The sequence below is a fragment of the Microbacterium sp. B35-04 genome, assembly GCF_010634885.1.
Taxonomy (GTDB): domain Bacteria; phylum Actinomycetota; class Actinomycetes; order Actinomycetales; family Microbacteriaceae; genus Microbacterium.
On sequence record NZ_MWLP01000087.1, the window covers coordinates 21,915 to 45,909 of the forward strand.

At 70.0% G+C, this 23,995-nt stretch carries 25 protein-coding genes; 4 read left to right on the forward strand and 21 right to left on the reverse strand.

The window, feature by feature from the left end; all coding sequences use genetic code 11:
- Positions 1–170 precede the first annotated feature (170 nt).
- Complete coding sequence (locus tag B1729_RS16730; protein WP_163617323.1) at positions 171–1,238, forward strand: AI-2E family transporter; 1,068 nt, start codon at positions 171–173, stop codon at positions 1,236–1,238.
- Positions 1,239–1,272: 34 nt separating this feature from the next.
- Here B1729_RS16730 and B1729_RS16735 read toward each other — a convergent pair whose 3' ends face one another.
- The 9 genes from B1729_RS16735 to rpsB all read right to left on the reverse strand — a co-directional run bounded on the left by B1729_RS16735 (position 1,273) and on the right by rpsB (position 8,033).
- Positions 1,273–2,001 carry an alpha/beta hydrolase gene (locus B1729_RS16735; protein WP_163633913.1) on the reverse strand — a complete coding sequence of 243 codons (729 nt, stop codon included), beginning with the start codon at positions 1,999–2,001 and terminating at the stop codon, positions 1,273–1,275.
- A 1-nt stretch (position 2,002) separates the two neighbouring features.
- Positions 2,003–2,287 carry a hypothetical protein gene (locus tag B1729_RS16740; protein WP_163617325.1) on the reverse strand — a complete coding sequence of 95 codons (285 nt, stop codon included), beginning with the start codon at positions 2,285–2,287 and terminating at the stop codon, positions 2,003–2,005.
- 3 nt (positions 2,288–2,290) lie between these two features.
- The gene (locus tag B1729_RS16745) at positions 2,291–2,890 is read right to left on the reverse strand and encodes a lytic transglycosylase domain-containing protein (RefSeq protein WP_239539689.1); all 600 of its coding nucleotides are present in this window, start codon (positions 2,888–2,890) and stop codon (positions 2,291–2,293) included.
- Positions 2,891–3,109: 219 nt separating this feature from the next.
- Positions 3,110–3,673, reverse strand: coding sequence for a DivIVA domain-containing protein (locus tag B1729_RS16750; RefSeq protein WP_163633915.1), 564 nt, complete (start codon positions 3,671–3,673; stop codon positions 3,110–3,112).
- A complete protein-coding gene (locus tag B1729_RS16755) occupies positions 3,670–4,713 on the reverse strand; it encodes a phosphatidate cytidylyltransferase (RefSeq protein WP_163617327.1) in 1,044 nt (347 codons plus the stop codon). The genes B1729_RS16750 and B1729_RS16755 overlap by 4 nt, the downstream gene beginning before the upstream one ends.
- 9 nt (positions 4,714–4,722) lie before the next feature.
- Entirely contained in the window at positions 4,723–5,277 is a 555-nt protein-coding gene (frr, locus tag B1729_RS16760; protein ID WP_163617328.1) for a ribosome recycling factor, read from the reverse strand.
- Between the two features lie 52 nt (positions 5,278–5,329).
- Complete coding sequence (pyrH, locus tag B1729_RS16765) at positions 5,330–6,049, reverse strand: UMP kinase (protein WP_163617329.1); 720 nt, start codon at positions 6,047–6,049, stop codon at positions 5,330–5,332.
- A gap of 102 nt (positions 6,050–6,151) precedes the next feature.
- Complete coding sequence (gene tsf / locus B1729_RS16770) at positions 6,152–6,979, reverse strand: translation elongation factor Ts (protein ID WP_163617330.1); 828 nt, start codon at positions 6,977–6,979, stop codon at positions 6,152–6,154.
- Between the two features lie 85 nt (positions 6,980–7,064).
- A complete protein-coding gene (gene rpsB / locus B1729_RS16775; RefSeq protein ID WP_163617331.1) occupies positions 7,065–8,033 on the reverse strand; it encodes a 30S ribosomal protein S2 in 969 nt (322 codons plus the stop codon).
- A gap of 336 nt (positions 8,034–8,369) precedes the next feature.
- Between rpsB and B1729_RS16780 the strand changes: the two genes are divergently transcribed.
- On the forward strand, positions 8,370–8,936 hold the full coding sequence (locus B1729_RS16780) for a M23 family metallopeptidase (protein ID WP_163633917.1): 567 nt from the start codon (positions 8,370–8,372) through the stop codon (positions 8,934–8,936).
- Positions 8,937–8,944: 8 nt separating this feature from the next.
- Here B1729_RS16780 and B1729_RS16785 read toward each other — a convergent pair whose 3' ends face one another.
- The 9 genes from B1729_RS16785 to B1729_RS16825 form a co-directional block, all read right to left on the reverse strand.
- Positions 8,945–9,850 (reverse strand): tyrosine recombinase XerC, encoded by a 906-nt coding sequence (locus tag B1729_RS16785; RefSeq protein ID WP_239525767.1) that lies wholly within the window; start codon positions 9,848–9,850, stop codon positions 8,945–8,947.
- A gap of 147 nt (positions 9,851–9,997) precedes the next feature.
- Positions 9,998–11,188: a DNA-processing protein DprA gene (gene dprA, locus B1729_RS16790; protein WP_163617334.1), complete on the reverse strand. Its 1,191-nt coding sequence runs from the start codon at positions 11,186–11,188 to the stop codon at positions 9,998–10,000.
- Positions 11,185–12,708: a YifB family Mg chelatase-like AAA ATPase gene (locus B1729_RS16795; protein WP_163617335.1), complete on the reverse strand. Its 1,524-nt coding sequence runs from the start codon at positions 12,706–12,708 to the stop codon at positions 11,185–11,187. The genes dprA and B1729_RS16795 overlap by 4 nt, the downstream gene beginning before the upstream one ends.
- On the reverse strand, positions 12,705–13,073 hold the full coding sequence (locus tag B1729_RS16800) for a YraN family protein (RefSeq protein WP_163617336.1): 369 nt from the start codon (positions 13,071–13,073) through the stop codon (positions 12,705–12,707). The genes B1729_RS16795 and B1729_RS16800 overlap by 4 nt, the downstream gene beginning before the upstream one ends.
- A gap of 108 nt (positions 13,074–13,181) precedes the next feature.
- The gene (locus B1729_RS16805; protein ID WP_163617337.1) at positions 13,182–13,505 is read right to left on the reverse strand and encodes a DUF2469 family protein; all 324 of its coding nucleotides are present in this window, start codon (positions 13,503–13,505) and stop codon (positions 13,182–13,184) included.
- A 60-nt stretch (positions 13,506–13,565) separates the two neighbouring features.
- Positions 13,566–14,225 carry a ribonuclease HII gene (locus B1729_RS16810; RefSeq protein ID WP_163617338.1) on the reverse strand — a complete coding sequence of 220 codons (660 nt, stop codon included), beginning with the start codon at positions 14,223–14,225 and terminating at the stop codon, positions 13,566–13,568.
- Positions 14,222–14,998: a signal peptidase I gene (gene lepB / locus B1729_RS16815; protein ID WP_163617339.1), complete on the reverse strand. Its 777-nt coding sequence runs from the start codon at positions 14,996–14,998 to the stop codon at positions 14,222–14,224. The genes B1729_RS16810 and lepB overlap by 4 nt, the downstream gene beginning before the upstream one ends.
- 136 nt (positions 14,999–15,134) lie before the next feature.
- On the reverse strand, positions 15,135–15,479 hold the full coding sequence (rplS, locus tag B1729_RS16820; protein ID WP_163617534.1) for a 50S ribosomal protein L19: 345 nt from the start codon (positions 15,477–15,479) through the stop codon (positions 15,135–15,137).
- A 169-nt stretch (positions 15,480–15,648) separates the two neighbouring features.
- Complete coding sequence (locus B1729_RS16825) at positions 15,649–16,143, reverse strand: MFS transporter permease (RefSeq protein ID WP_163617340.1); 495 nt, start codon at positions 16,141–16,143, stop codon at positions 15,649–15,651.
- Positions 16,144–16,262: 119 nt separating this feature from the next.
- On the opposite strand from B1729_RS16825, the gene map reads away from it, so the two are divergent.
- On the forward strand, positions 16,263–17,045 hold the full coding sequence (map, locus tag B1729_RS16830) for a type I methionyl aminopeptidase (RefSeq protein ID WP_163633919.1): 783 nt from the start codon (positions 16,263–16,265) through the stop codon (positions 17,043–17,045).
- A 2-nt stretch (positions 17,046–17,047) separates the two neighbouring features.
- On the opposite strand, the gene treZ is transcribed toward map, so the two are convergent.
- Genes treZ through glgX form a run of 3 tightly spaced genes read right to left on the reverse strand, consistent with a single transcriptional unit; the run spans position 17,048 to position 23,349 of the window.
- On the reverse strand, positions 17,048–18,781 hold the full coding sequence (treZ, locus tag B1729_RS16835) for a malto-oligosyltrehalose trehalohydrolase (protein ID WP_204318955.1): 1,734 nt from the start codon (positions 18,779–18,781) through the stop codon (positions 17,048–17,050).
- Positions 18,778–21,123, reverse strand: a complete 2,346-nt coding sequence (treY, locus tag B1729_RS16840) for a malto-oligosyltrehalose synthase (protein WP_163617342.1) — start codon at positions 21,121–21,123, stop codon at positions 18,778–18,780. Before treY ends, treZ begins: the two co-directional genes overlap by 4 nt.
- A 12-nt stretch (positions 21,124–21,135) precedes the next feature.
- Positions 21,136–23,349, reverse strand: coding sequence for a glycogen debranching protein GlgX (gene glgX / locus B1729_RS16845; protein WP_163633921.1), 2,214 nt, complete (start codon positions 23,347–23,349; stop codon positions 21,136–21,138).
- A 307-nt stretch (positions 23,350–23,656) separates the two neighbouring features.
- On the opposite strand from glgX, the gene B1729_RS16850 reads away from it, so the two are divergent.
- A partial coding sequence (locus tag B1729_RS16850) for an FAD-dependent oxidoreductase (protein ID WP_239539690.1) occupies positions 23,657–23,995 on the forward strand: 339 nt, incomplete at its 3' end.

Sequence of the window (23,995 nt, forward strand, 5' to 3'; positions counted from 1 at the left end):
ACCTTTCCCGGACGCGCAGACGCAGCGCGACCCTTCGATTCGACATTTCAGACTAGCGGGGATGACCTGGGAGGCGCGTGGGAGGGATCATTCCACGGACTGGACGCCCCGCATGCGTATCCTTGGCGGACAGAACGATCGACGCGGCGTCGATCGGCAGGGGGACCTCGATGAAGCTGCACAGCCCGTTCCGCACCGCGCTTCTTGCGACGCTGGGTGTCGGTCTCGGACTGCTACTCATCGGCAGCATCCAGAACCTTCAGACGATCCTGCTCTACGTCGGGACCGCGCTGTTCCTCTCGCTCGGCCTGGATCCGATCGTCGCGTGGCTCGAACGCCGCAAGCTGCCCCGCTGGGCGGCCGTCCTCGTCACGATCCTCGGGGTGCTCGCCGTCTTCGCCGGCATCATCCTCATGGTGGTGCCGATCATCGTGCAGCAGATCGGACAGCTCGTCGTGGCCATCCAGACGCTGGCCGAGGACGGGATGTTCGACGACCCGGTCGGCGCGATCCAGGACTGGCTGCAGACGGTCTTCCCCGCGCTCAACGTCGACGAGGTCTGGGGCTATATCGAGGACTGGTACGCGTCCCTCGATGTCGGCGCGATCGGCAGCGAGGTCGGCGGCAGCATCATCACGATCATCGGCGCGCTCATCGCGGGCTTCGCCGGCGCGTTCATCGTGCTGATCCTCACCATCTACTTCACCGCGTCCACCCCGAGCCTGAAGCGCTCCGTCTACCAGTTGGTGCCCGCATCCAAGCGCGCCCGCTTCATGGATCTCGGCGAGCAGATCACCGATTCGGTCGGCTACTACGTCATCGGGCAGGTGACGCTCGGTCTCATCAACGGCGTGTTGAGCGCGATCTTCCTGTCGATCATCAACGCGCCGTTCCCCGCCGTGCTCGCCGTGATCGCGTTCTTCTTCTCGCTCATTCCGCTCGTCGGCACGCTCACCGGCTCGATCATCATCGTGCTGACATGCCTCGTGGTGGGCTCCCCCACCATCGCGCTGATCGCCGGCATCTACTACCTGATCTACATGCAGATCGAGGCGTATGTCATCTCCCCGCGCATCATGGGGCGGGCCGTCTCGGTGCCCGGAGCAGTGGTCGTGATCGCCGCGCTCGCGGGCGGCTCGCTGCTGGGCCTGCTCGGTGCGCTGGTCGCGATCCCGGTGGCCGCCAGCATCCTGATCCTCTACCGCCAGGTCGTGATCCCGCGCCAGAACGAGAGGTGACCCGGCGCCGGCACACGACGTCGCTACAGTCGCGTCATGCCTCTGAGTCGAGGGACCCGTTCCACTCCAGCGGCAGCGGCAGCGCGTCGGGGTTGACCGCAGCCACGATCTCGGTGAGCACCCGGCGGGTCTGGTTCTCGCCCACCCACAGGTGCTTCCCGCCTTCGACGGGGATCAGCACCGCGTCCGGCACGCCGGCGAAGCGCTGGGCCGCGGCATCCGGTCGCAGGTAGTCGTCGAACTCGGGAACCAGCACGATCAGGCGCCGGTCGTCGCCCGCCCACGCCGCGACCTCCTCGGCGGTCGCCCGGTGCAGCGGCGGCGACAGCAGCACGGCGCCCTCGATCAGGTGATCGCGCCCGTACTTGAGGGCGAGCTCCGTGCCGAAGGACCATCCCAGCAGCCACGGCCGCGGCAGCCCGCGGGCATGCACGAAGTCCATCGCGGCAGCGACATCGAATGCTTCGGCCCGCCCGCCGTCGAACGCGCCCTCGCTCGTGCCCCGCGGCGAGGTGGTGCCACGCGTGTTGAACCGGAGCACCGCGAGATCGGCGAGGGCGGGAAGACGCCCCGACGCCTTGCGGAGGATGTGCGAGTCCATGAACCCTCCCGCTGTGGGAAGCGGATGCAGCGTCACGAGCGTCGCTACCGGCTCGCGGGTCTCGGGAAGCGCGAGCTCACCGACCAGCGTCAGGCCGTCGAGCGTCTCGAGCTCGATGTCTTCCCGCCGAGCGGGAAGCTGCATCGGTCCGCGGATCTCCATGTCATGCCACCTTCCAGCAGTGCTGATGCCAGTGCCGACGTGCGGCGAGATCCGCCGCATCGCCCAGGACGCCGTCCGCGCGCCACGCCACGAGGTGCGCGACGCCGATATCGATCTGCCGACCGCATCCCGGGCACGTGTACGGCTTCTGGGCCTGGAGGGCCGAGACCGGCTGCACCAGCCACTCGACACCGCGGCGCACCTCCGTGCGCTTCCAGCCCGCGAGGAGTCGCTCGAAGGACCCGTCGCCGCTCGGGTCAGGACGGCGGCGGTTCGACCTCGGCACGGCTCAATACCAGCCCGTGCGCTGCGAGTGGTCCCACGCACCGCACGGCGTGCCGTAGCGTCCGCCGATGTAGCCGAGGCCCCACGTGATCTGCGTCGCGGGATTGGTCTCCCAGTCGGCGCCGGCGGTGGCCATCTTGCTGCCCGGCAGCGCCTGCGGGATGCCGTAGGCGCCGCTGCCCGCGTTGTAGGCGTTGACCCGCCAGCCGGACTCCTTCTTCCACAGCGCCACCAGGCACGCGAACTGGTCGTCGCCCCAGCCCCGGGCCAGCACCATGTCGTAGGCGATGGCCTGTGCGGTGCCCGGATCGGGCGTCGCGAACGGCGGCCGCCAGCCACCGCCGGATGTGGCCGCGGGCGCCTGGACGGTCGGGGTGGGCTTCGGCTTGACGTAGACGGAGTAGCTGCCTCGATCGAGTGCTGCAGGCTCCGCCGCGGCAGCGCTGTCGTCGCCGGCGATCGACTGGACGTCGTCCAGCGAGCTGGCGTACAGCGACACCTGCGGCTCACCCTCGGCGCTGGCCTGCGCCAGCGCGAAGCCCGTCGGACCGATGTAGGCGACGACGAACCCGAGCACGGCGAATGCGGCGAACCCACCCAGCACTCCGCGGCGTCGAGACCACCGAGGTGCGGGCCTGCCCGCCCGTGCGGCGGGCGCCGGAGCGGCCGCTGCGGGTGGGGGCGAGACGACGCGACCCGCGGTCCGCGTCGATACCTCGTGACGACGGGCGCGTCTGGTCGGGTACAGCTCGTTTCCAGAAGTCACAGTGCCCCGATTCTCGCATACCGTCACGACGACGTGCCATCCGAGAGGCCGCGCGTCCTACTTGACGGCGAGCATCACCTCGACGACGGCATCGAGCACGGCATCCACCTGCGTTTCGCGATAACCGCCGCGCTGCATGCGGAACGCGACGGCGCGCACCTGTTCAACGGTCACCGCGTCTCCGGTCTCGAGAAAGCGTGCCAGCTTGTCCGTGACGAGATCCACTTCGGCGACGCGGTACCCGTACCTCAGCCGCGACACCCGGTCGAAGCGGCGGCCGGTCGGGCGCGACAGGCGGTCCAGCACCTCCTGTGCCAGCTCCCGGGTGTGGCCGACCCACGCGCTCGCGCCGGCGGCGGCCATCGCCGAGGAGCGCTCGCGCGCCGCGAAGGCGTCTTCGATACGCCCCAGCGCGGCATCGACCGACGCGATCGCGTACCCGTGCTTCACGAGCGGGAAGGCGACCTGGCGGATGTCGGCCGCGGTGAGCGACTCCGCGCCCTGCTCGAACGACGCCCGCGCCCGGGCGAGGAACTCGTCCACGGGCTGCTTGTCATAGCCCTTCTCGCGGCCCCGCGCCTCGGGGAAGGAAGTCCGGGACGTCGTCTCGGAAGTCGTCATGATGCCACCATCGGGGTGAAGAGGTAATACAGGGTCAGCGCCGCCACGACCGACAGCAGGATCGAGTCCAGTCGATCGAGCACTCCGCCATGGCCGGGAAGCCACGAACTCATGTCCTTGATCCCGAGATCGCGCTTGATCATGGACTCGCCCAGGTCGCCGACCGTCGCCGTGGCGAGGATCAGGATGCCGAACACGGCGCCCATCCACCACGCGAGGCCCAGCATGAAGATGCCGACGAGAACACCGGCGATGATGGCGGCGGCCGCAGCTCCGGCGAAGCCCTCCCAGGTCTTCTTGGGACTGATGCGCGGAGCCATCGGGTGCTTGCCGAGCGTGATGCCGGCCACGTAGGCGCCGGTGTCGACGCCGACCGCGACGATGATGAACGACAGCACCCACCACTCGCCGCCGTCCTTGCTGAGCAGCACGAGGCACAGACTCCCGAGGAAGGCCACATAGAGCTGCAGGAACGCGGCGAGGAGGACATCGCCGAGCACCGTCGCGTATGTGCGTCCATCATGGGACGCCATCTGCGCGACGAGCCGCCAGACGACGAGGAACGCGAGTGCCACGAACAGCAGCACCCAGTGCAGCCACGCGTCGACGAAGTAGGCGGACAGCACGACGACGGCACCCGCGATGAGCTGCGGAACAAGGTCGACACGGCGCCCGCTCGCGATGAGCGCGCGGGAGAACTCGAACATCGCCAGCAGCGCGGCGGCCAGGGCGAACGGTACGAACGCCCACTTCACGAAGATCAGCGAGCCGAGGAGCGCCACGCCGATGGCCAGTCCGATCAGGGTGGCGACGATGAGATCGCGTCCCGTGCGCTCTTTGATCCGCTCGTTCGCCTCTTCGAAGTCGGCCTTCGCCTGCGCGACCTGATTCTCCAGCTCGCTGCGCGCGGCGCGCAGGTGGGCCTGCAGCGCCGGGCCGCTTTCGTGGACCTCGGCGGCACGCCGCGCGTCGCCCGCTTCACGCCGCGTCTGCGGGGAGGCGGTTTCGTCGCCGCGCGGCGGGTCCGATGCGTCGGTCATGGGCAGACTTCAGACCTCGAGGAGCTCGGCCTCTTTGCGCTTGAGCGCCTCGTCGATCGCGTCGACGTGGGCGCGCGTGAGCGCGTCGAGCTCCTTCTCGGCACGGCCGAGCTCGTCTTCTCCGACCTCGCCCTTCAGCGCGTCGATGTCGTCCTTGGCCTTGCGGCGGATGCCGCGCACGTGCACCTTGGCGTCCTCGCCCTTGCCACGCGTCAGCTTGACGTACTCCTTGCGGCGCTCCTCGGTGAGCTCCGGCATCGTGATGCGCACGAGATTGCCGTCGTTCGTGGGGTTCACGCCGAGGTTAGGGATGTCGCGGATCGCCTGCTCGATCGCCTTCAGCGCCGACTTGTCGTACGGCGTGATGATGAGGGTGCGGGCCTCGGGGTTGTTGATCGACGCGAGCTGCGCGAGCGGCGTCGGGCTGCCGTAGTAGTCGACAAGGACCTTCTGGAACAGCTGCGGGTTCGCGCGTCCGGTGCGCACCGTGGCGAAATCCTCCTTCGCAGCCTCGACAGCGCGGTCCATGCGCACTCCGGCATCGGCCAAGACGTCCGCGATCACAGTGTCTCCTTCAGGTAGATGGGGCTGGTCAAGTGTATCGGCGGCAGCGGGCTCACGCCGTGACGAGCGTGCCGATGGTCTCGCCGAGGAGCGCCTTCGTCACGTTGCCGGCCGGTTCCATGCCGAACACCCTCATGTCCATGCGGTTGTCCATGCAGAGACTGAACGCGGTCGAGTCCACGACCTTGAGCCCCCGCTGCAGCGCGTCGAGGTACGTGATGCGATCGATCAGGGTGGCCGAGGCATCCTTCTTCGGATCTGCCGTGTAGACGCCGTCGACGCCGTTCTTCGCGACGAGGACCTCCTGCGCGTCGATCTCGAGGGCGCGCTGAGCTGCGACGGTGTCGGTGGAGAAGTACGGCAGGCCGGCGCCGGCACCGAAGATGACGACGCGTCCCTTCTCCATGTGGCGCTCGGCCCGGCGGGGGATGTACGGCTCTGCGACCTGCGTCATCGAGATCGCGGACTGCACGCGCGTCGCTGCGCCGGCCTGCTCGAGGAAGTCCTGCAGAGCGAGGGCGTTCATCACGGTGCCCAGCATGCCCATGTAGTCGGCCCGGCCGCGGTCCATGCCGCGCTGGCTGAGCTCGGCACCGCGGAAGAAGTTGCCGCCTCCCACGACCACCGCGATCTCGACGCGGTCGACCGCCGCGGCGATCTCGCGTGCCATCTGGCTGACCACGTCGGGGTTGACGCCCAGCTGTCCGCCGCCGAACGCCTCGCCGGACAGCTTCAGAAGGACGCGCCGGCGCCCGGTGTTCTCGTTGATCACAGTGGTCCTCTCGATGACGACAAACTATCCGGCGGGGACAAACTACCGAAGGGCATGAGAAAAGGCCCGCATCGGATTGCCGATGCGGGCCTTCTCAATGGATCAGGCGCCGACCTTGTAGCGGGCGAAGCCCGTCAGGGTCAGACCGGCGTCCTTCGCGACCTGCGCGACGGACTGCTTGTTGTCCTTCGCGTAGTCCTGGTCGAGAAGCGAGACCTGCTTGAAGAACGCGTTGACGCGGCCCTCGACGATCTTCGGGAGGGCGGCCTCGGGCTTGCCCTCGTTGCGCGAGATCTCGGTGACGATCTCGCGCTCCTTGTCGACATCCGCCTCGGGGACCTCGTCGCGGGACAGATACGACGGGTTCGCGAACGAGATGTGCTGCGCGAGGCTGCGCGCCGTCTCGGCGTCGTCGCCCGAGTAGGCGAGCACGACACCGACCTGCGGCGGCAGGTCCTTGCTGGTCTTGTGGAGGTAGATCTCGAACTTGTCGCCCGTGAGGGTGCTCACGCGGCGCAGCTCGACCTTCTCGCCGATGATGGCGGCCTCGTCCGCGATCAGCTCGGCGACCGTCTGAGAACCGGCGAGCGCGGCGAGGGCGGACTCGGCCGAGTCCGCGTGAGCGGCAGCTGCGGCGTCGAGCACCTTGTCGGCGAGGGCGATGAAGCGCTCGTTCTTCGCGACGAAGTCGGTCTCGGTGTTGAGCTCGATGATCGTGACCTGACCATCGACCTCCTTCGCCGCGACCAGTCCCTCGCTCGTGGAGCGGTCGGCGCGCTTGGCGTTGCCCTTCGCGCCCTTCAGGCGCAGGATCTCGACGGCCTTCTCGAGGTCGCCGTCGGCCTCCTCGAGCGCCTTCTTGGTGTCGACCATGCCGGTGCCCAGCTGCTCGCGCAGGGTCTTGATGTCGGCGATCGTGAAGTTTGCCATGGGTGGCGGCTCCTTGATTGTGAGAGTTCTGTGGATGCCGCGGCGGAGTCGTCCGGAGACGACTCCGCCGGGCGGGAAGATGCGATTACGCGTCGGCCTTGCCGGCCTCGGCCTCAGCCTCGAGCTCCTCGGCGATGACCTCGGCCACGACGGCCTCAGCGGCGAGCTCCTCGGCGATGGCCTCGGCCACGACGGCGTCGGCGACGTCGCCCTCGGCGGCGAGCTCCTCGGCGATGGCCTCGACCACGAGGGCCTCGGTGGCGAGCTCGACGGCGTCGCTCTCAGCGGCTGCGGCGCCCTGCTCGAGCAGTTCGCGCTCCCAGTCGGCGAGGGGCTCCGCGTCAGCGGCCTCGTCGGTGGGCTGGTGACGCTGGATCAGGCCCTCCGCGGCGGCGTCGGCGATGATGCGGGTGAGCAGGCCCACCGAGCGGATCGCGTCGTCGTTGCCGGGGATCGGGTACTGGAACTCGTCCGGGTCGGCGTTCGTGTCGAGGATGCCGATCACGGGGATGCCGAGCTTGGATGCCTCGTTGATCGCGAGGTGCTCGCGCTTGGCGTCCACGACCCAGATGGCCGACGGGGTCTTCTGGAGGTTGCGGATGCCGCCGAGCGACTTGTGCAGCTTGTCGAGCTCGCGCTTCTTGAGGAGCAGCTCCTTCTTGGTGAAGCCGCTCTCAGCCGGGTTCTCGAAGTCGAGCTCCTCGAGCTCCTTCATGCGAGCGAGACGCTTCGACACCGTCGAGAAGTTGGTGAGCAGACCGCCGAGCCAGCGCTGGTTGACGTAGGGCTGGCCCACGCGGGTCGCCTGCTCGGCGATGACTTCCTGCGCCTGCTTCTTGGTGCCGACGAAGAGGATGGTGCCGCCGTGGGCGACCGTCTCCTTGACGAACTCGTACGCCTTGTCGATGTACGTGAGCGACTGCTGCAGGTCGATGATGTGGATGCCGCTGCGCTCCGTGAGGATGAAGCGCTTGACCTTCGGGTTCCACCGGCGGGTCTGGTGTCCGAAGTGCACGCCGCTGTCGAGCAGCTGGCGAATGGTGACGACGGCCATGGCCGTTCTCCTGTTCCGGCGCGTGTGCGCCTGTTGCGGTTGTTCTCGCGCCGGCGTGGGGCCGGCGAGCCTGGTGCCCGGCACATTCCCACCCCGCGCCCGCTCGTGAGCGTTCGCAGAGACCGTAGGGAGTGGATGCCGCGCCGCATCCTTCGTCAGACTCAGGATGTGCGGCGCTGTGGGCACGCGGAGTCACCCCGACATGCGGAGTGCGCATCCAGTGTATCAGCAGGCGGACCGGGCCGACCCTCCTCCCCCGCCGGTGTGCGGCCACGGTTCTCCACGGGTCCGCGTCGCGCCGAGCAACGCGCCCTCGCCGTACGGGATGGTCGGATCATGACGAGGTCCGCAGGCATCATCGGCCGGGGCGCTCGCGCGGTCGCCTCGTGCGCCCTGGCACTGTGCCTTGCCGCCGCCTGGTCGCCAGAGACCGCGCGGGCGGACGGGCGGGCCGATGAGGCAATGGCGGCGGCGGGCGGCGGACCGGTCTCCAGGGCGGAGCGGTGGCTGTGGCCGGTGCAGCCGTTCCGCCTCGAGCGCCCGTTCGTGGCACCGCCTCACGAGTACGGCCCCGGCCACAGGGGAATCGACCTGACGGTGCTGGGCGAGAACATCGTGCGCGTGCCGGCCGAGGGCGTCGTCGCGTTCTCGGGGCAGGTCGCCGGGCGCGGCATCCTCACGATCGATCACGGCGGGGGGCTCGTCTCAACCCTCGAGCCGGTCGACTCCGCCCTTCTCGCCGGCACGCCGATCGCCGCCGGCGCTGAGGCGGGGACCGTGTCCACCGGCGGCCACACCGCCCTGGGCGCCCTGCATTTCGGGGTGCGCCTGGACGGCTCCTACATCAATCCGCTCGTGCTTCTGGGCGGCGTCCCGCGAGCGGTGCTGCTGACCTGCTGCTGACCACAGGCTCAGGCTCGGGGATGCGCGAGACGGTAGGAGGCGGCCAGACGCTCGCTCGAGACATGGGTGTAGATCTGCGTCGTGCCGAGGCTCGCGTGGCCGAGGATCTCCTGGACGGCGCGAAGGTCGGCGCCGCCGTCGAGCAGGTGCGTCGCTGCCGAATGGCGAAGCGCGTGCGGTCCGACGTGAGCTCCGAGCTCGGGACCCAGCTCGCGCGAGACGAGGTCGTACACCGCCCGCGGCCCGATGCGGCCGCCTCGCGCGCCGAGGAAGAGCGCCGGTGCGACGGGGTCGCCGGTCCGCCGGGCGAGGAGCGCCGGTCGGCCGCGCACCAGATAGGCGTCGATGGCGCGCAGCGCCGGGACTCCGAACGGGACGACCCGCTCCTTCGAACCCTTTCCGAGCACACGGGCCGTGCGCCGGTCACGATCGAGGTCGTCGACGTCCAGCCCGCACAGCTCCGACACGCGCAGCGCGGCGCCGTAGAGCATCTCGAGCATCGCATGGTCGCGCAGGGCGAGCGGGTCGCCCTCGGCGGCCGCCGCCTCGAGCCGTTCGAGCACGCTGTCCAGGGCGTCCGCTGTGGCGACCTTCGGCAGCGTCCGGCCGCGTTTGGGGGCGACGAGCCGCAGGCTGGGGTCCGTCGGCACGACCCCGGTTTCGGTCGCCCACGCGAAGAAGCCGCGCACGGCGGCGGTGCGGCGCGCGATGGTGGCGCGGCTGTCGCCGCGCTGCACCGCTTGCCACAGCCACTCGCGAAGGTTGTCGAGGTCGACCACGGCGAGGTCGATGTCTCCGCACGCGAGGGCGAGTCCGGCGAGGTCGGCGCGGTACGCCCTCACCGTGGCCGGTGACAGCCGGCGCACCTCGCTCAGATGGCGGAGGTACGCCTCTGCTCCCTCGATGATCTCCACGGCTCCAGCTTGCTCCCGCATCCCCGGTGTACGACGCTGCGACCCGCCCGAGCACGCGCCTCCGCCGCGTGCCGACGCCGCGCGCGGACGCCGCCGCGCCAGCCACCCGCAGCGTCAGCCGCCCAGCCGTCCGGAGGCCTTTCCGCGTCAGCCACCCACCCTCCGCGTCAGCCTCCAGCCGTCGGCACCCGCCTCGACGGAGCCATCGAGGCGCAGCAGCCCGAGAAGGCCCTCGACCGCATCCGCCGCCATTCCGGCGCGCCGTGCGATGTCGGCGGACTCCCGCCACGCGCGCGTGCTCAGCGCGTCCATCACGCGCGTCGACTCACCGGTGTACCCGGTCTGGACGCCGGCATGGTCATCCATCCCGGAACCCATCCCCAGCAGTTCGCGCACATCGTCGGCGCCGGTGATGCATTGCGCGCCGTACTCGCGGATGAGGCGATGCGTACCCGCCGAAGTCGCGGAGGTGATGGGACCGGGGACGGCGCCGAGCGGCCGCGACAGCGCGGCCGCGTGGCCGGCGGTGTTGAGCGAGCCGCTGCGCCACCCGGCTTCGACGACCACCGTCGCCGCCGAAAGGGCGGCGATCAGCCGGTTGCGCTGCAGGAATCGCCACTTCGTCGGCGCGGAGCCGCACGCCACCTCGCTCGCCACGACACCGCGCTCTGCGATGTCGTCGATCAGCTGGGTGTGACCGGCGGGGTATGAGCGGTCCGCGCCACCGGCGAGCAGAGCGACCGTGAGCCCGCCCGCGGACAGCGCCGCGCGATGCGCGGCGCCGTCGATGCCGTACGCGCCGCCCGACACCACGCCGATGCCGCGACCGGCGAGTTCGGCCGAGAGCTCCATCGCCACGTGGTCGCCATAGCGCGATGCGGCCCTGGCGCCGACGATCGCGACGGAAGCCTCGAGCCGGCGCAGCGCAGCGACATCGCCGCGCACCCACAAGCACACCGGCGCGTGCGCGTCGAGGTCGTCCAGTTGATTCGGCCACTGCGGGTCGCTCCGCGTCACCAGCGTGACGCCTCGCGCCGCGGCCGTCGTGAGGGAGTCGGCGACCGCGCGTGCGGACAGGCGCGGCAGCCAGCGCTTGCGCCCCTCCGCCAGCTCTCGCGGGGTGACGTCGGGCAGCGTCCCCTCGGCCAGGACGGCTTCGAGCGCGGGCGCGGCGCCACGAGCGGCGATGAGGCGACCCGCCACCGAGTCCCCCGGCTCGATCAGCTGGCACCACACCGCTGTCGCATATCGCTCGCGGGCGTCGTCGCGGTCGTCGTCTGCCCCTGTCGGCGCCAGGGCGCGCCGCGCGGCGCCGGCGCTGAGATCGAACGCGGTCACAGGGCGAGTCCCTTCTTCAGGTAGAGCGCGCGGCCGATGTGCTCGGCGCTGAGCTGCGCGCGCCCCTCGATGTCGGCGATGGACCAGGCGACACGCAGCACGCGGTCGTAGCCGCGCAGCGTGAGCGCGCCGCGGTGCAGGGCGGCATCCAGCGGACGTCGAACCACCGGCGCCGGCGCACCGGGTCCTTCGCGCAGCCACGATCCCGGCACGTCGGCGTTCACCCGCCAGGGCGTACCGGCCAGCCGGTGGCGGGCGCGCGCCCGCGCGTCGGCGACACGGTCACGCGCGGCGGCGGTCGAGATCGACGGCCCGCTGTCGCGCTGCGCCACGGACACCCTGGTCAGCGTCAGCTCGATGTCCATACGGTCCAGCAGCGGCCCGGACAGCCGGCCGAGGTAGCGGCGGATCGCGGCAGGCGGACAGGTGCAGGTGCCACCCCGGATGCCGTAGTCCCCGCAGGGACACGGGTTCGTCGCGAGCACCAGCTGGAAGCGTGCCGGATACTGTGCCTGCGCACCCGCCCGGTGAATCGTGATGGAGCCGGACTCCAGTGGCTGCCGCAGCGCGTCGAGCGCGCTCGACGCGAACTCGCCGGCTTCGTCGAGGAACAGCACACCCTCGCTCGCCCGCGCGATCGCCCCGGGGCGGATGAAGCGCGTGCCGCCGCCCACCAGTGCGGCGACGCTCGCGCTGTGGTGCGGCGCCTCGAACGGCGGGGTGCGCGACAGCTCGACCACGCGGGATCCGGCGAGGCTGCGGATCGAGGCGCTCGCGAGCGCGGCGCCGTCGTCGAGTGCCGGCAGGATGCCGGGGAGCCGACGCGCGAGCATGGTCTTCCCCGCGCCGGGCGGCCCGCACATCAGCAGGTGGTGGCCGCCCGCCGCGGCCACGATGAGCGCCTCGACCGCGTCGCGCTGGCCGATCACCTCCGAAAGATCCACGGTGGACCCGGGTTCCGGCTCGTCGTCCGGCAGGGCGACGGGCTCCTCGTCGGGGACCTCGACGTCGCCGCCGTGCCACGACACCACTTGGGCGAGATTGACCGCGGCGAGCACCTCGATCCCCCCGACGAGCGCAGCCTCGGCCCCGTTGGCGTGCGGCACCACCACGCGGCGATGCCCCGCGCGTCGGGCGGCGACCACAGCGGGCAGGACCCCCGGCACCGGACGCAGCCGGCCGTCGAGGCCGAGCTCGCCGATATGCACCGCCGACGCCACCGACGACGGGTTCATCGACGATTCCGTCGCGAGCGACGCCACCGCGATCGCGACGTCGAAGCCGGAGCCCTGCTTCGGCAGGCTGGCCGGCGACAGGTTCACCGTGAGCCGCCGCCGCGGCATCGGCGTGCCGCTGTTGGCGCACGCGTTGTGCACCCGCTGCACGGCCTCGCCGAGCGCCTTGTCGGGGAGCCCGATGATCTTGAACTCCGGCGTCTGCTGCGACAGATCGGCCTCGACTTCGACGCATTCGCCCTCGGCACCGACGAGCGCGACGGCCCACGTGCGCGCGACGCTCACGGCACCTCCACGTCGACGAGGTGCTCGAGCCGAGCTGTCGCCGGCTCCGTGCCGGTCAGCCCGATCGCGTCGATGCGCAGCCGGCGCCCCTGCACCAGGTCGCGGTGCGCGCCCACCCAGGCGATCGCGAGGCGCCAGAGCCGCACGCGCTTGCGGGCATCGATCGCTTCGAACGGATGCCCGAACCCTTCGCCCCTGCGCGTCTTGACCTCGACCACGACCACCGCGGCGCGATCGGCGACCACCAGATCCAGTTCCCCCTCGCGGCACCGCCAGTTGCGATCGAGGACGGTGAAACCCTGCTGCTCGAAGTACCGCGCGGCTCGGTCTTCGCCCGCGCGGCCGAGCACGTCTTTGTCTGCCATTCCGGCATCGTCGCGCGCCAGGATACGCGCGCGGACGCGCGGCTGCGGCATCCGTTCAGAACTCGGAACGGGTCCCGGAATCGCGACGGCTGGGGAGGAGCCGGCGGCTCAGGTGTCGAGCGACAGCTCTTCGGGAAGGTGGAAGTCGCGGCGCGACAGCTCTTCGACGTTGACGTCCTTGAAGGTGAGCACGCGCACGGCCTTCACGAAGCGATCGGCACGATAGATGTCCCACACCCAGACGTCGGTCATCGAGATCTCGAAGTAGAAGTCGTGCTCGGTGTCGCGGCGCACGACGTTCACCTCGTTCGCGAGGTAGAAGCGCCGTTCCGTCTCGATCACGTACTGGAACTGCGAAACGACATCGCGGTACTCGCGGTACAGTGCGAGCTCGAGTTCGCGGTCGTAGTCTTCGAAGACCTCGTCATCCATGGTGGTTCCATCCTATGGGCGCGGACAAGCGCGGCGATCCGGGTCCGCGCGTGGCGAACGCTAGAAGAGCGTCGGTGCGTCGGCGATCGACCACGACGCGCGGTGGTGCCGGCTGATGCCGTGCGTGCGGATGGCCTCGCGGTGATCTGGGCTCGCGTACCCCTTGTTGCGCGCCCACTCGTACGCCGGCAGCTCGTCATGCAGTTCGGTCATGAGCCGGTCGCGTGCGACCTTGGCGATGACGGATGCCGCAGCCGCCGACGCGCAGTCGCGGTCGGCCTTGATGACCGGCTGGACGGTCAGCCCCCACGCGCCTGCGGGGCGGATGTAGTCGTAGTTGCCGTCGAGGATCACGATCGCGTCCTCGGGCACGACCCCGTGGGCGCGGAGATCGGCGATCGCGCGGATCGCCGCCAGACCGAGGGCGCGCATGATGCCGATCTCGTCGATCTCCTCGGAGCTCGCCCAGCCCACAGCGCTCGCCGCGACCCAGGAGGCGGCACGGGCGGCCACGTCTGCGCGTTTCGGCTCGGGGACGAGTTTCGAGTCGCGCAGCCCCTGGGGGATGCGCTTGCGCGAGCGCGGAGCATCCACAACGGCGGCGCCTACGGCCACCGGTCCGGCCAGTGCGCCCCGGCCGACCTCGTCGCACGCGATCACGAGCGTGTGCTCCCGCAGGAGACGGCGCTCGAGGGTGAGGCGAGGCTCGGCGACGGTCACTGCTCGCCGCCCTCCGGCTCCGGATCGGGAATGCCGGCGAAGACGTCGTGATGGAAGTCGAGGAGCCCGAAGCGATCGAACGGCCACGTCACCAGGAAGGCGCGCCCGACGAGGTTGTCGAGGGGCACGAAGCCCTTTCCGGGCTGGTCCGTGTTGTACCGCGAGTCCTTCGAGCGGTAGCGGTTGTCGCCGAGCACCCAGAGGCTGCCGTCGGGGACCACGATGTCGAACGCATCGCCGGATGCCGCGGACTCCCCCGCCGGGAGCTTGATGTAGGCGCTCTCGTCGATCGGCACGTCGTTCACTGTGATCTGGCCGAGGGCGTTGCAGCAGACGACGTGATCGCCGGGGAGCCCGACGATCCGCTTGACGAGGTGATCGTCACTGTCAGGAGCGGCGAGGCCGACGAGCGACAGCACCCATTCCACGCCCTCGACGATCGGTGGCCGCGCGGGCTCGGTGCTCGGCGGCAGCCAGCCGCCGGGATCTTGGAAGACCACGATGTCGCCGCGGTCGTACCCGCCGAAGTCGGGGGTGATCTCGTCGACGAGGATCCGGTCCTTGATGTGGAGGGTGTCCTCCATCGAACCGGAGGGGATGTAGAACGATCGGACGAGGAAGGTCTTCACCACGAGCGAGACCAGCACGGCGATCAGGATGATCACGATCACGTCGCGCAGGAACACGACCCAGCCCCGACGACGCGGCTGAATGGTCGCCTCAGGCTGGGGCCCGGGCGCCGGCTCGGCGGGAGCCGACTTCTCGGTCGTCATGGAGTTCCTTCGCGGATGCCGGCGGTCGCGGCGACCCGTCTTCAAGGGTCGCACATTCCGGCCCGCACGGAGAACGGACGAAGCCCCGGACGCCAGAGGGTCCGGGGCTTCGAGAAAATGCTGCAGGCAGCGGGCGTCAGCCGCGCTTCTCCTTGATCTTGGCCTTCTTGCCACGGAGGTTGCGCAGGTAGTAGAGCTTCGCGCGACGCACGTCACCGCGGGTCACGACCTCGATGTGGTCGATGACCGGGGAGTGCACCGGGAAGGTGCGCTCGACGCCGACCTGGAAGCTGATCTTGCGGACCGTGAAGGTCTCGCGAACGCCGTCGCCGGAGCGGCCGATGACGACGCCCTGGAAGACCTGGATACGCGAGCGGTTGCCCTCGGTGATGTTGACGTGCACCTTCACGGTGTCGCCGGCGTTGAAGTCGGGGATGTCGGAGCGGAGTGAAGCCGCATCGACGGCGTCGAGGATCTGCATGATCGTCTCTCTCTGCGGCCGCCACAGGTCGACCACGGGAAGGGTTGTAGAAGGATGTGAAGTGCCGCAGGCCTCCGGCGTGACGCCGTACAGCTGATTCCCCTGAGGCAGAACCGGTCAGGGCACAAGCATCCATTCTGCCATGGATGCCGCACCCCGCCAAAACACGTCAGCTCGCGGGCGGCGTCTGCTTCTCGGTGATGACGATGACCTCGCGTTCCGCGGCCTCCGGCGCATCCGCCTGCGCGGGGATGTAGGCCAGCCCGTCGGACGTGCGGAGCACGATCCTCGTGGGCCGCGCCTCACTCCACAGCTGCCAGAGCTCGAGCCAGAACAGCCCGACGCCGGCGAGGATCGTCACCACCATCAGGGGCGCCCACCAGGCCTCGTCGAAGAAGCCGAGGGAGATGACCAGACCGTGCCAGACGGTGAACCCGAGGACGTCCCACCACGAGACCGCGCGGTGCGCGCGCACTGTCCCGCGCGCCCGGACCAGCAGCGTGAGGATCAGCTGCCAGACGAACACGCCGGGGATCGCGAGGAACAGCACCCAGAGGAACGCCCACCCGCCGGCATTGAAGACGGCCCATCCGACGAAGAGCCAGAGCGGCAGCAGGAAGGCCGCCGGGATGAGCCAGCCGAAGAACGCGCGACGCAGCCACATGCCTCTGATGGTACGCCGCGGAGGCGGGTGGTGGCACGCATGCGCGGGCCACGGGGCATCCTCCCAGCCCGGAGCCGCCGCGTCCGACAGAATGGACGGGGAACGAGAGGAAACTCCACATGATCGAGTTGCGCACACCTGCCGAGATCGAGGCGATGAAGCCCGCCGGGCGATTCGTCGCCGAGACGCTCGCGACGCTGCGCGACGAGACCAAGGTCGGCACGAACCTCCTGGCGATCGATCGTCGCGCGCATGAACTGATCCGCCGGGCCGGCGCCGAGTCGTGCTACATCGACTACCACCCGTCGTTCGGCGCCAGCCCGTTCGGCAAGGTCATCTGCACGTCGGTGAACGACGCGGTGCTGCACGGCCTCCCCTTCGACTACGCCCTCCGCGACGGAGATCTGGTGTCGCTCGACTTCGCGGTGTCGATCGACGGCTGGGTCGCCGACTCCGCCGTCTCGTTCGTCGTGGGCACTCCGCGAGACGAGGACCTCGCGCTGATCGACACGACCGAGCGGGCGCTGGATGCCGCGATCGCGGCCGCCACGGTCGGCAACCGCATCGGCGACATCTCCGCCGCGATCGCCGCCGTCGCCCACGGCGACGGCTACTCGATCAACACCGACTTCGGCGGCCACGGCGTGGGCCGGGAGATGCACGGGGACCCGCACGTCGCCAACGACGGGAAGGCCGGGCGCGGCTATCCGCTGCGGGCGGGGCTCGTGCTCGCACTCGAGCCGTGGTTCCTTCAGACCACCGACCAGCTCGTGACCGATCCCGACGGCTGGACGCTTCGCTCGGCCGATGGCTCCCGCGGCGCCCACTCCGAGCACACTGTCGCCATCACCGAGGACGGTCCGCTCATCCTCTCGGACCGCTCGTTCCTCGGCGTCCGCTGAGCTCAGTCGGCCGGGGACGCGACAACCACCGCTGAGCGCGGCGGCAGCGTCACGAAGCCGTCGTCCGACGTGGCGGCGGCGTCGGTCGACAGCAGCAGCCGCCGCGAGCCGTCCACGGGCAGACGTGCGAGGTCGGCCGAGAAGTTCACCAGGATCTCGGTGCCGCCACGCCGCAGCCGGAACCATCGCGCGCCGTCGTCGGCGGTCGCGGTGAGCGCGTGGAAGTCCGGGTCGGTGAGTTCGCGGCGTGCGCGTCGCAGCGCGAGGAGATCGCGGTAGAGCCCCAGGATGCGGGCGTGGGTGCCGGCATCCTTCTCGTCCCAGCGCAGCTTCGACCGCAGGAACGTCTCGGGATCCTGCGGGTCTGGCACGAGCGACTCGTCCCAGCCCATCCGTGCGAACTCGGCCTTGCGCCCGCGCGCGGTCGCTGCGCCCAGCTCTGATTCGGGGTGCGACGTGAAGAACTGCCACGGCGTGGACGCCGCCCACTCCTCGCCCATGAACAGCATCGGCGTGAACGGTGAGAGCACGGTCAGCACGGCGGCGATCGCGATGCCGCCCTCGTCGAGGGTCTGCGACAAGCGGTCGCCCGCCGCCCGGTTGCCGATCTGATCGTGATCCTGCGAGAAGGTCACGAGCCGCCAGACGGGGATGCGCGGATCGATGGGATGCCCATGCGCGCGACCGCGGAACGACGACCACGTCCCGTCGTGGAAGAAGCCGCGGGTGGAGGCCTTCGCGAGCGAGGCGAGCGAGGCGAAGTCGGCGTAGTACCCGGTGGTCTCCCCCGTGAGCGCGACATGCAGAGCGTGGTGATAGTCGTCGTTCCACTGCGCGGTGAGCCCGTAGCCGCCGGCCTCACGCGCCGAGATGAGCCGGGCGTCGTTGAGATCCGACTCCGCGATGAGGGTGAGCGGCCGGCCGAGGTGCGTGCTGAGCGCATCGACGGACTCCGCCAGCTCCTGCAGGATGTGCACCGGCCCGCTGTCCTTCAGCGCATGGACGGCATCGAGCCGCAGCCCGTCGACGTGGTAGTCGCGCAGCCACATCTGGGCGTTCTCGACGATGTAACGCCGCACTTCGGACTCGTCGAGGTCCACCGAGGAGCCCCAGGCGTTCGAATCGGCGTCGCGGAGGTACGGTCCGAACTCGGGCAGGTAGTTTCCGCTCGGGCCGAGGTGGTTGTAGACGACGTCCTGGATCACGCCGAGCCCCACCGCATGACAGGCGTCGACGAAGCGCTGATACGCCGCCGGGCCGCCGTACGGCTCGTGCACGGCGTACCAGAGCACGCCGTCGTAGCCCCAGTTGTGGACGCCGTTGAAGGCGTTGACCGGCAGCAGCTCGACGAAGTCGATGCCGAGGTCGACCAGGTGCCCGAGGCGCCGGGCGGCGGCATCCAATGTTCCCTCGGGGGTGAAGGTGCCGATGTGAAGCTCGTAGACGACCCCGCCGGCGAGCTGCCGCCCCGTCCAAGAGGAATCGGACCACTCGTGGGCCGCGGCGTCGAAGACGGCGCTGAGTCCGTGCACCCCGCGCGGCTGACGCCGTGACCGCGGATCGGGTCGCGCGACGACGGCGTCGTCGATGACGAAGCCGTACTCCTCACCGCCGGCCAGCTCGAGCCGGCCGCGCCACCAGCCGCCGTCCTCGCGGGTCATCGGGGCGTCTTCGCCGCGCGCTGGTGCGCGCAGCGCGACCTTCGATGCCCGAGGCGCCCAGACCTCGGGGATCACGACGGCTCACCCGCGACGAGCAGCGCGACCGGATAGACGTCGAGCAGCTCCGCCAGCGCGATGTGACCGGTGAACTCCCGACCGGTGAGGACGTCGACGGTCGGCCCCTCGTGGCGCAGCAGGGTCGTGTCGCCCCACGGCGATCCGGTGAGCTCGCCTCGCCGCGCCAGTGCGACGGGGAGGCGCGTCGCCACCGCCACGGCGCCGCCGCGATCGACCGCGATCGCGTGCTCCGCCGCCGCTCCGACCACCGTCATGGGCGTGTAGCGCGTGAACAGCTCGGGGCGATCGCGACGGAGCCGCAGCGCGCGCGACGTCATGAGCAGCTTCGCGGCGCCGGTCCGATCGACGATCGGGTGCTCGCCGGCGTCGATCCGCTCGAGCAGACGCCGCCGCTCCTCGAAGTCGACGGGACGGCGATTGTCGGGATCGACCAGGCTCTGCTCCCACAGCTCGCTCCCCTGGTACACGTCGGGAACGCCGGGCCCGGTCAGCTGCAGCAGCTTCGCCGCCAGGGCATTCGACCATCCGGCGCCCTCGATCTCCGCGACGAACGACTCGAGCCGCGCCGCCACCGCGGGATCGTCGAAGGCCGCGTCCACCGCCGCGTGCAAGCGACGCTCGAACGCCGCATCCGGCTCCAGCCAGGTCGTCGCCTCGCCCGCCTCGCGGGCGGCCTTCTCGGCATACGCATGCAGGCGCTCGCGAGACGCGGGCCACGCACCGACGAGGGCCTGCCAGAGCAGGGCGTCGAAGGGTCCGTGGCCGGTGGAGGCGGCATCCGTCAGCTCGTACAGCACCTCGCCCCATCGCTCGGGGATCTCGGACAGCACCGCCAGCCGGGCCCGCACGTCTTCGCCTCGCTTCGTGTCGTGGGTAGACAGCGTGGTCATGGCGTGCGGCCAGGCCGCGTGCCGCGCGGCCTGGGCGGCGTGGAACCCGTCGACCGAGAGTGCGAACACCGACGGATCGGCGCCCACCTCGGTGAGCGTGCCCAGCCGCGTCGCCCGGTAGAAGGCGGTGTCCTCGACGCCCTTCGCCATCACCATGCCGCTCGTCTGCTGGAAGCGGAGGGCGGCGGGATGCCCGGGGTCGGCGAGTGCGGTCAGCACACCGTCGAGCGCTCCCCCGAGGTCGGGACGGTGGGCGCGGACCTCAGCCGCCGCGCGGTCGAGGTGCTCACGTCCGGCAGGCAGATAGGACCGGTACACCGGGAAGCGCGCGAGCAGCTCGACGACCGCGTCCTCGGTCGCGGCGTCGTCGGGCGCGCCGAGGTCGCGGGTGAGCCGGCGCACCTCCGAGCGCAGGATCCCCTCACCGATCGCTCGTTTCGTGCCCGCGATGACCTCGGGCCACGGCCGCGTCGAGGGAAGGCCGGAGCGTTCGCGCAGCCGGGCATCGAGCACGTCGAGCTCCGCCCCGCCATCGGGATCGATCAGCACGCGGTCGATGGCGGCCAGAACCTCGTAGCCGGTCGTGCCGTCGGCCGCGAAGAACTGGGGCAGGTTCTCACCGTGCTCGAGGATCTTCTCGACCACGACGTACGCGCTCCCGGTCAGCGCATCCAGGCGCTCGAGGTACTCCACCGGAGCCTGCAGTCCGTCGGGGTGATCCACCCGCAGGCCGTCCACGATGCCGTCGGCGAACCAGCGGCCGATCTCGCCGTGGCTCGCCTCGAACACCACCGGGTCTTCCACGCGCACGGCCGCGAGACTCGAGACGCCGAAGAACCGGCGGTAGTTCAGGTCGTACGCCTCCCGCCGCCACGACATCAGCTCGTAGTGCTGCCGCGCATGCACGGCGAGGACATCCTCGTGCTCCGACGGTGCGCTCCCGGGCGCGAGCGGGAACCGGTGCTCGTAATACCGGAGTTCACCACTGTCGACGCGCAGTGCGCCGGTCGTCGCCGCCTGCTCGATGTCTTCGCCGAGGACCGGCAACCGTACCTTGCCGCCGCCGAAGTCCCAGTCGATGTCGAACGCCGCAGCCCAGCGGGAACCCCGCCCATGGGTCAGCAGATCCCACCACCACGGGTTCTCGTCGGCGCGTGCGACACCGACGTGGTTCGGGACGATATCGACCAGGATGCCGAGCCCTGCGTCGTGGAAGCCACGGGAGGCGCGCTCGAGCGCCGCCTTACCGCCACGAGCCGGGTCCACAGAGGTCGGATCCACGACGTCGTAGCCGTGGTCGGAGCCCGCGGCCGCGGTCAAGAGGGGCGAGAGATACACCCAGTCCACCCCGAGGGAGCTCAGGTAGCCGCGCAGCGCGACGGCGTCGTCGAGGGTGAAGGACGGGCGGATCTGCAGACGGTACGTGGAGGCGGGACGCGTGCCGGGCATGCCTGTTCCCCCTCAGTGACGCAGCTCTGCGCGCGGTGCGGCGCCTGGCACCTCGTCGATTCCGACGGGGTTCGCGGCCGCGAGCGACGCGGCGACGGAGTGGTCGACCGGCGTTTCGGGAAGCTCGTGTTCGCGCAGCACCATCAGGGAGCGGCCCGGCACCGACAGCGTCGAACCGGGCTCGATCGGGTCGCTGTCGGCATGGACCCCCGCGGTGTCGACGATGACGTCCCACTCCGGACTGAACTCCACGGCCGGGATGAGGAAGTCCACCGTACCTTCACCTGCATTGAACAGCACGATGAAGTGGGCGTCCGAGATCGGCTCGCCCCGGCGGTCGCGCTCACGGATGCCGTCCCCGTTGAGGAACACGGCGACGGCACGTCCGAATCCGGAGTCCCAGTCCTCCGGCTGCATCTGCGATCCGTCCGGACGCGCCCACCCGATGTCGGGGATCGGCGCACCCTCTTCGCGGCGCACGGGTCGGCCGTCGAAGAAGCGCCGGCGACGGAAGGTCGGGTGCTCGCGGCGCAGCCGCGCCAGGGCTGCGGTGAACTCCAGGAGCGGCTGATCCGGTGCCGACCAGTCGACCCAGGTGACCTCGTTGTCCTGCGCGTAGCCGTTGTTGTTCCCACCCTGGGTGCGGCCGAGCTCGTCACCATGCAGCAGCATCGGGACACCCTGCGACAGCAGCAGCGTGGCGATGAAGTTGCGCTGCTGGCGGGCGCGCAGCGCCAGCACGTCAGGATCGTCGGTCGGTCCTTCGACGCCGGCGTTCCACGAGCGGTTGTCGTCGGCACCGTCCCTGTTGTCCTCGCCGTTGGCCTCGTTGTGCTTCTCGTTGTACGACACGAGATCACGCAGCGTGAAGCCGTCATGAGCGGTGACGAAGTTGATGGATGCCACGGGCCTGCGACCCGAGTGCTCGTAGAGGTCCGCCGAGCCCGTGAGCCGGGACGCGAACTCGCCGAGGGTCGCAGGTTCGCCGCGCCAGAAGTCGCGCACCGTGTCGCGGTACTGACCGTTCCACTCCGTCCACTGGGGCGGGAAGTTGCCGACCTGGTAGCCGCCCGGCCCCACATCCCAGGGCTCTGCGATCAGCTTCACCTGCGAGACCACCGGGTCCTGCTGCACCAGCTCGAAGAAGGCGGCAAGGCGGTCGACCTCGTAGAACTCGCGCGCGAGCGTCGACGCCAGATCGAAGCGGAAGCCGTCCACGTGCATCTCGAGCACCCAGTACCGCAGCGAATCCATGATGAGCTGCAGCGTGTGCGGGTTGCCGACGTTCAGGCTGTTGCCGGTGCCCGTGTAGTCGGTGTAGTAGCGCTTGTCGTCATCCTCGAGCCGGTAGTACGCCTCGTTGTCGATGCCCCGCATCGACAGCGTCGGACCGAGATGGCTGCCCTCGGCGGTGTGGTTGTAGACCACGTCGAGGATCACCTCGATGCCGGCCGCGTGCAGGGTCTTGACCATCGCCTTGAACTCCTGCACCTGCTGGCCGCGCTGCCCGCTGGAGGAGTAGGTGTTCTGCGGGGCGAGGAAGGCGATGGTGTTGTAGCCCCAGTAGTTCGCGAGGCCCTTCTCCTCGAGGCCCGAGTCGTTGACGAACTGGTGCACCGGCATGAGCTCGATCGCCGTCACGCCCAGCTTCTCGAGATGCTCGATGATCGCCGGGTGCGCGATCGCGCTGTAGGTGCCGCGAATCTCTTCCGGGATGGCGGGGTGCAGCTTCGTCAGGCCTCGCACGTGGGCCTCGTAGATGAAGGATTCCGCGTACGGCGTCTTGGGCTGGCGGTCGCCGCTCCAGTCGAAGTACGGGTTCACGACGACACCCATCATCTGGTGGGACGCGGAGTCCTCGTCATTGCGCGAGTCGGGCTCTCCGAAGTTGTAGCCGAACACCGGCTGACCCCACTGCACCTGTCCCTCCACGGCCTTCGCGTACGGGTCGAGCACCAGTTTGCTCGCGTTGAACCGCTTGCCGCCGGCGGGGTCGTACTCGCCGTGGACCCGATATCCGTAGCGCTGCCCCGGCTGGATCGTCGGCAGGTAACCGTGGTGGACGAACGCGTCGACATCGACGAGATCCACGCGTGTCTCGGTGCCGTCGTCGTCGAAGAGGCAGAGCTCCACGCGCTCGGCGCCCTCGCTGAACAGCGCGAAGTTGGTGCCGCTGCCATCGAACGTCGCCCCCAACGGGTACGGGGAACCTGGCCAGACCTGCATGCGACCTCCATTCGGCGGGGCCTTCACCCTAGCGGGCGTGAGCGAACGGCGGCGCGGGGTGGCGCTTGCCGCACCGGGACGATATGCGCTCGGCTCCCCCGGTTCTCACACCGCGGCGCGGGGGCCTGTGAGAGAAAAGTTCGCTCGGGGTAACGGCGGGTGGTCGGGGGGTGAAACACCACGCTCGTAGCGTCGCCGTCACCGAGACCTTCCCCCCTGAGGAGGAGCCATGGCCCACCGGGACCCCGTCGACAGCCGGAAACATGACGCTGACGCTGCCGCAACATCAGCCGCGTACGGTGACGACATGAGCGAGATGCCCGCCCTCGGCACCCATGTGGTGGTCGTCGGCGCGGGCATGGTCGCGCATCGTTTCGTCGAGAGCCTGCTGAGCCGGGCCGGCGAGCAGTGGCGCATCACGCTGATAGGCGAGGAAGAGCGTCACCCCTATGACCGCGTGGGGTTGACCGGATTCTTCGCCGGAGCATCCGCCGAGGATCTCGAGCTCGAGCGCGCGATCCTCGAAGACAGCCGCGTGCGATTCGTGCGAGGCGACGCCGTCACCCGTATCGATCGCTCGGCGCGCCGCGTGACGATGCGCAGCGGCACGAGCGCCGCGTATGACCGGCTCGTCCTCGCGACCGGC

Bases quoted from the DNA above. Each gene is read 5' to 3' on its own strand.
- B1729_RS16730 (WP_163617323.1), top strand. From the start codon at position 171: ATGAAGCTGCACAGCCCGTTCCGCACCGCGCTTCTTGCGACGCTGGGT.
- B1729_RS16735 (WP_163633913.1), bottom strand. From the start codon at position 2,001: ATGGAGATCCGCGGACCGATGCAGCTTCCCGCTCGGCGGGAAGACATC.
- rpsB (WP_163617331.1), bottom strand. From the start codon at position 8,033: ATGGCCGTCGTCACCATTCGCCAGCTGCTCGACAGCGGCGTGCACTTC.
- B1729_RS16800 (WP_163617336.1), bottom strand. From the start codon at position 13,073: ATGGCAGACAAAGACGTGCTCGGCCGCGCGGGCGAAGACCGAGCCGCG.
- lepB (WP_163617339.1), bottom strand. From the start codon at position 14,998: ATGACGACCGAGAAGTCGGCTCCCGCCGAGCCGGCGCCCGGGCCCCAG.
- tsf (WP_163617330.1), bottom strand. From the start codon at position 6,979: ATGGCAAACTTCACGATCGCCGACATCAAGACCCTGCGCGAGCAGCTG.
- B1729_RS16805 (WP_163617337.1), bottom strand. From the start codon at position 13,505: ATGGATGACGAGGTCTTCGAAGACTACGACCGCGAACTCGAGCTCGCA.
- glgX (WP_163633921.1), bottom strand. From the start codon at position 23,349: ATGCAGGTCTGGCCAGGTTCCCCGTACCCGTTGGGGGCGACGTTCGAT.
- B1729_RS16750 (WP_163633915.1), bottom strand. From the start codon at position 3,673: ATGACGACTTCCGAGACGACGTCCCGGACTTCCTTCCCCGAGGCGCGG.
- treY (WP_163617342.1), bottom strand. From the start codon at position 21,123: ATGCCCGGCACGCGTCCCGCCTCCACGTACCGTCTGCAGATCCGCCCG.
- B1729_RS16825 (WP_163617340.1), bottom strand. From the start codon at position 16,143: ATGTGGCTGCGTCGCGCGTTCTTCGGCTGGCTCATCCCGGCGGCCTTC.
- B1729_RS16755 (WP_163617327.1), bottom strand. From the start codon at position 4,713: ATGACCGACGCATCGGACCCGCCGCGCGGCGACGAAACCGCCTCCCCG.
- map (WP_163633919.1), top strand. From the start codon at position 16,263: ATGATCGAGTTGCGCACACCTGCCGAGATCGAGGCGATGAAGCCCGCC.
- B1729_RS16780 (WP_163633917.1), top strand. From the start codon at position 8,370: ATGACGAGGTCCGCAGGCATCATCGGCCGGGGCGCTCGCGCGGTCGCC.
- rplS (WP_163617534.1), bottom strand. From the start codon at position 15,479: ATGCAGATCCTCGACGCCGTCGATGCGGCTTCACTCCGCTCCGACATC.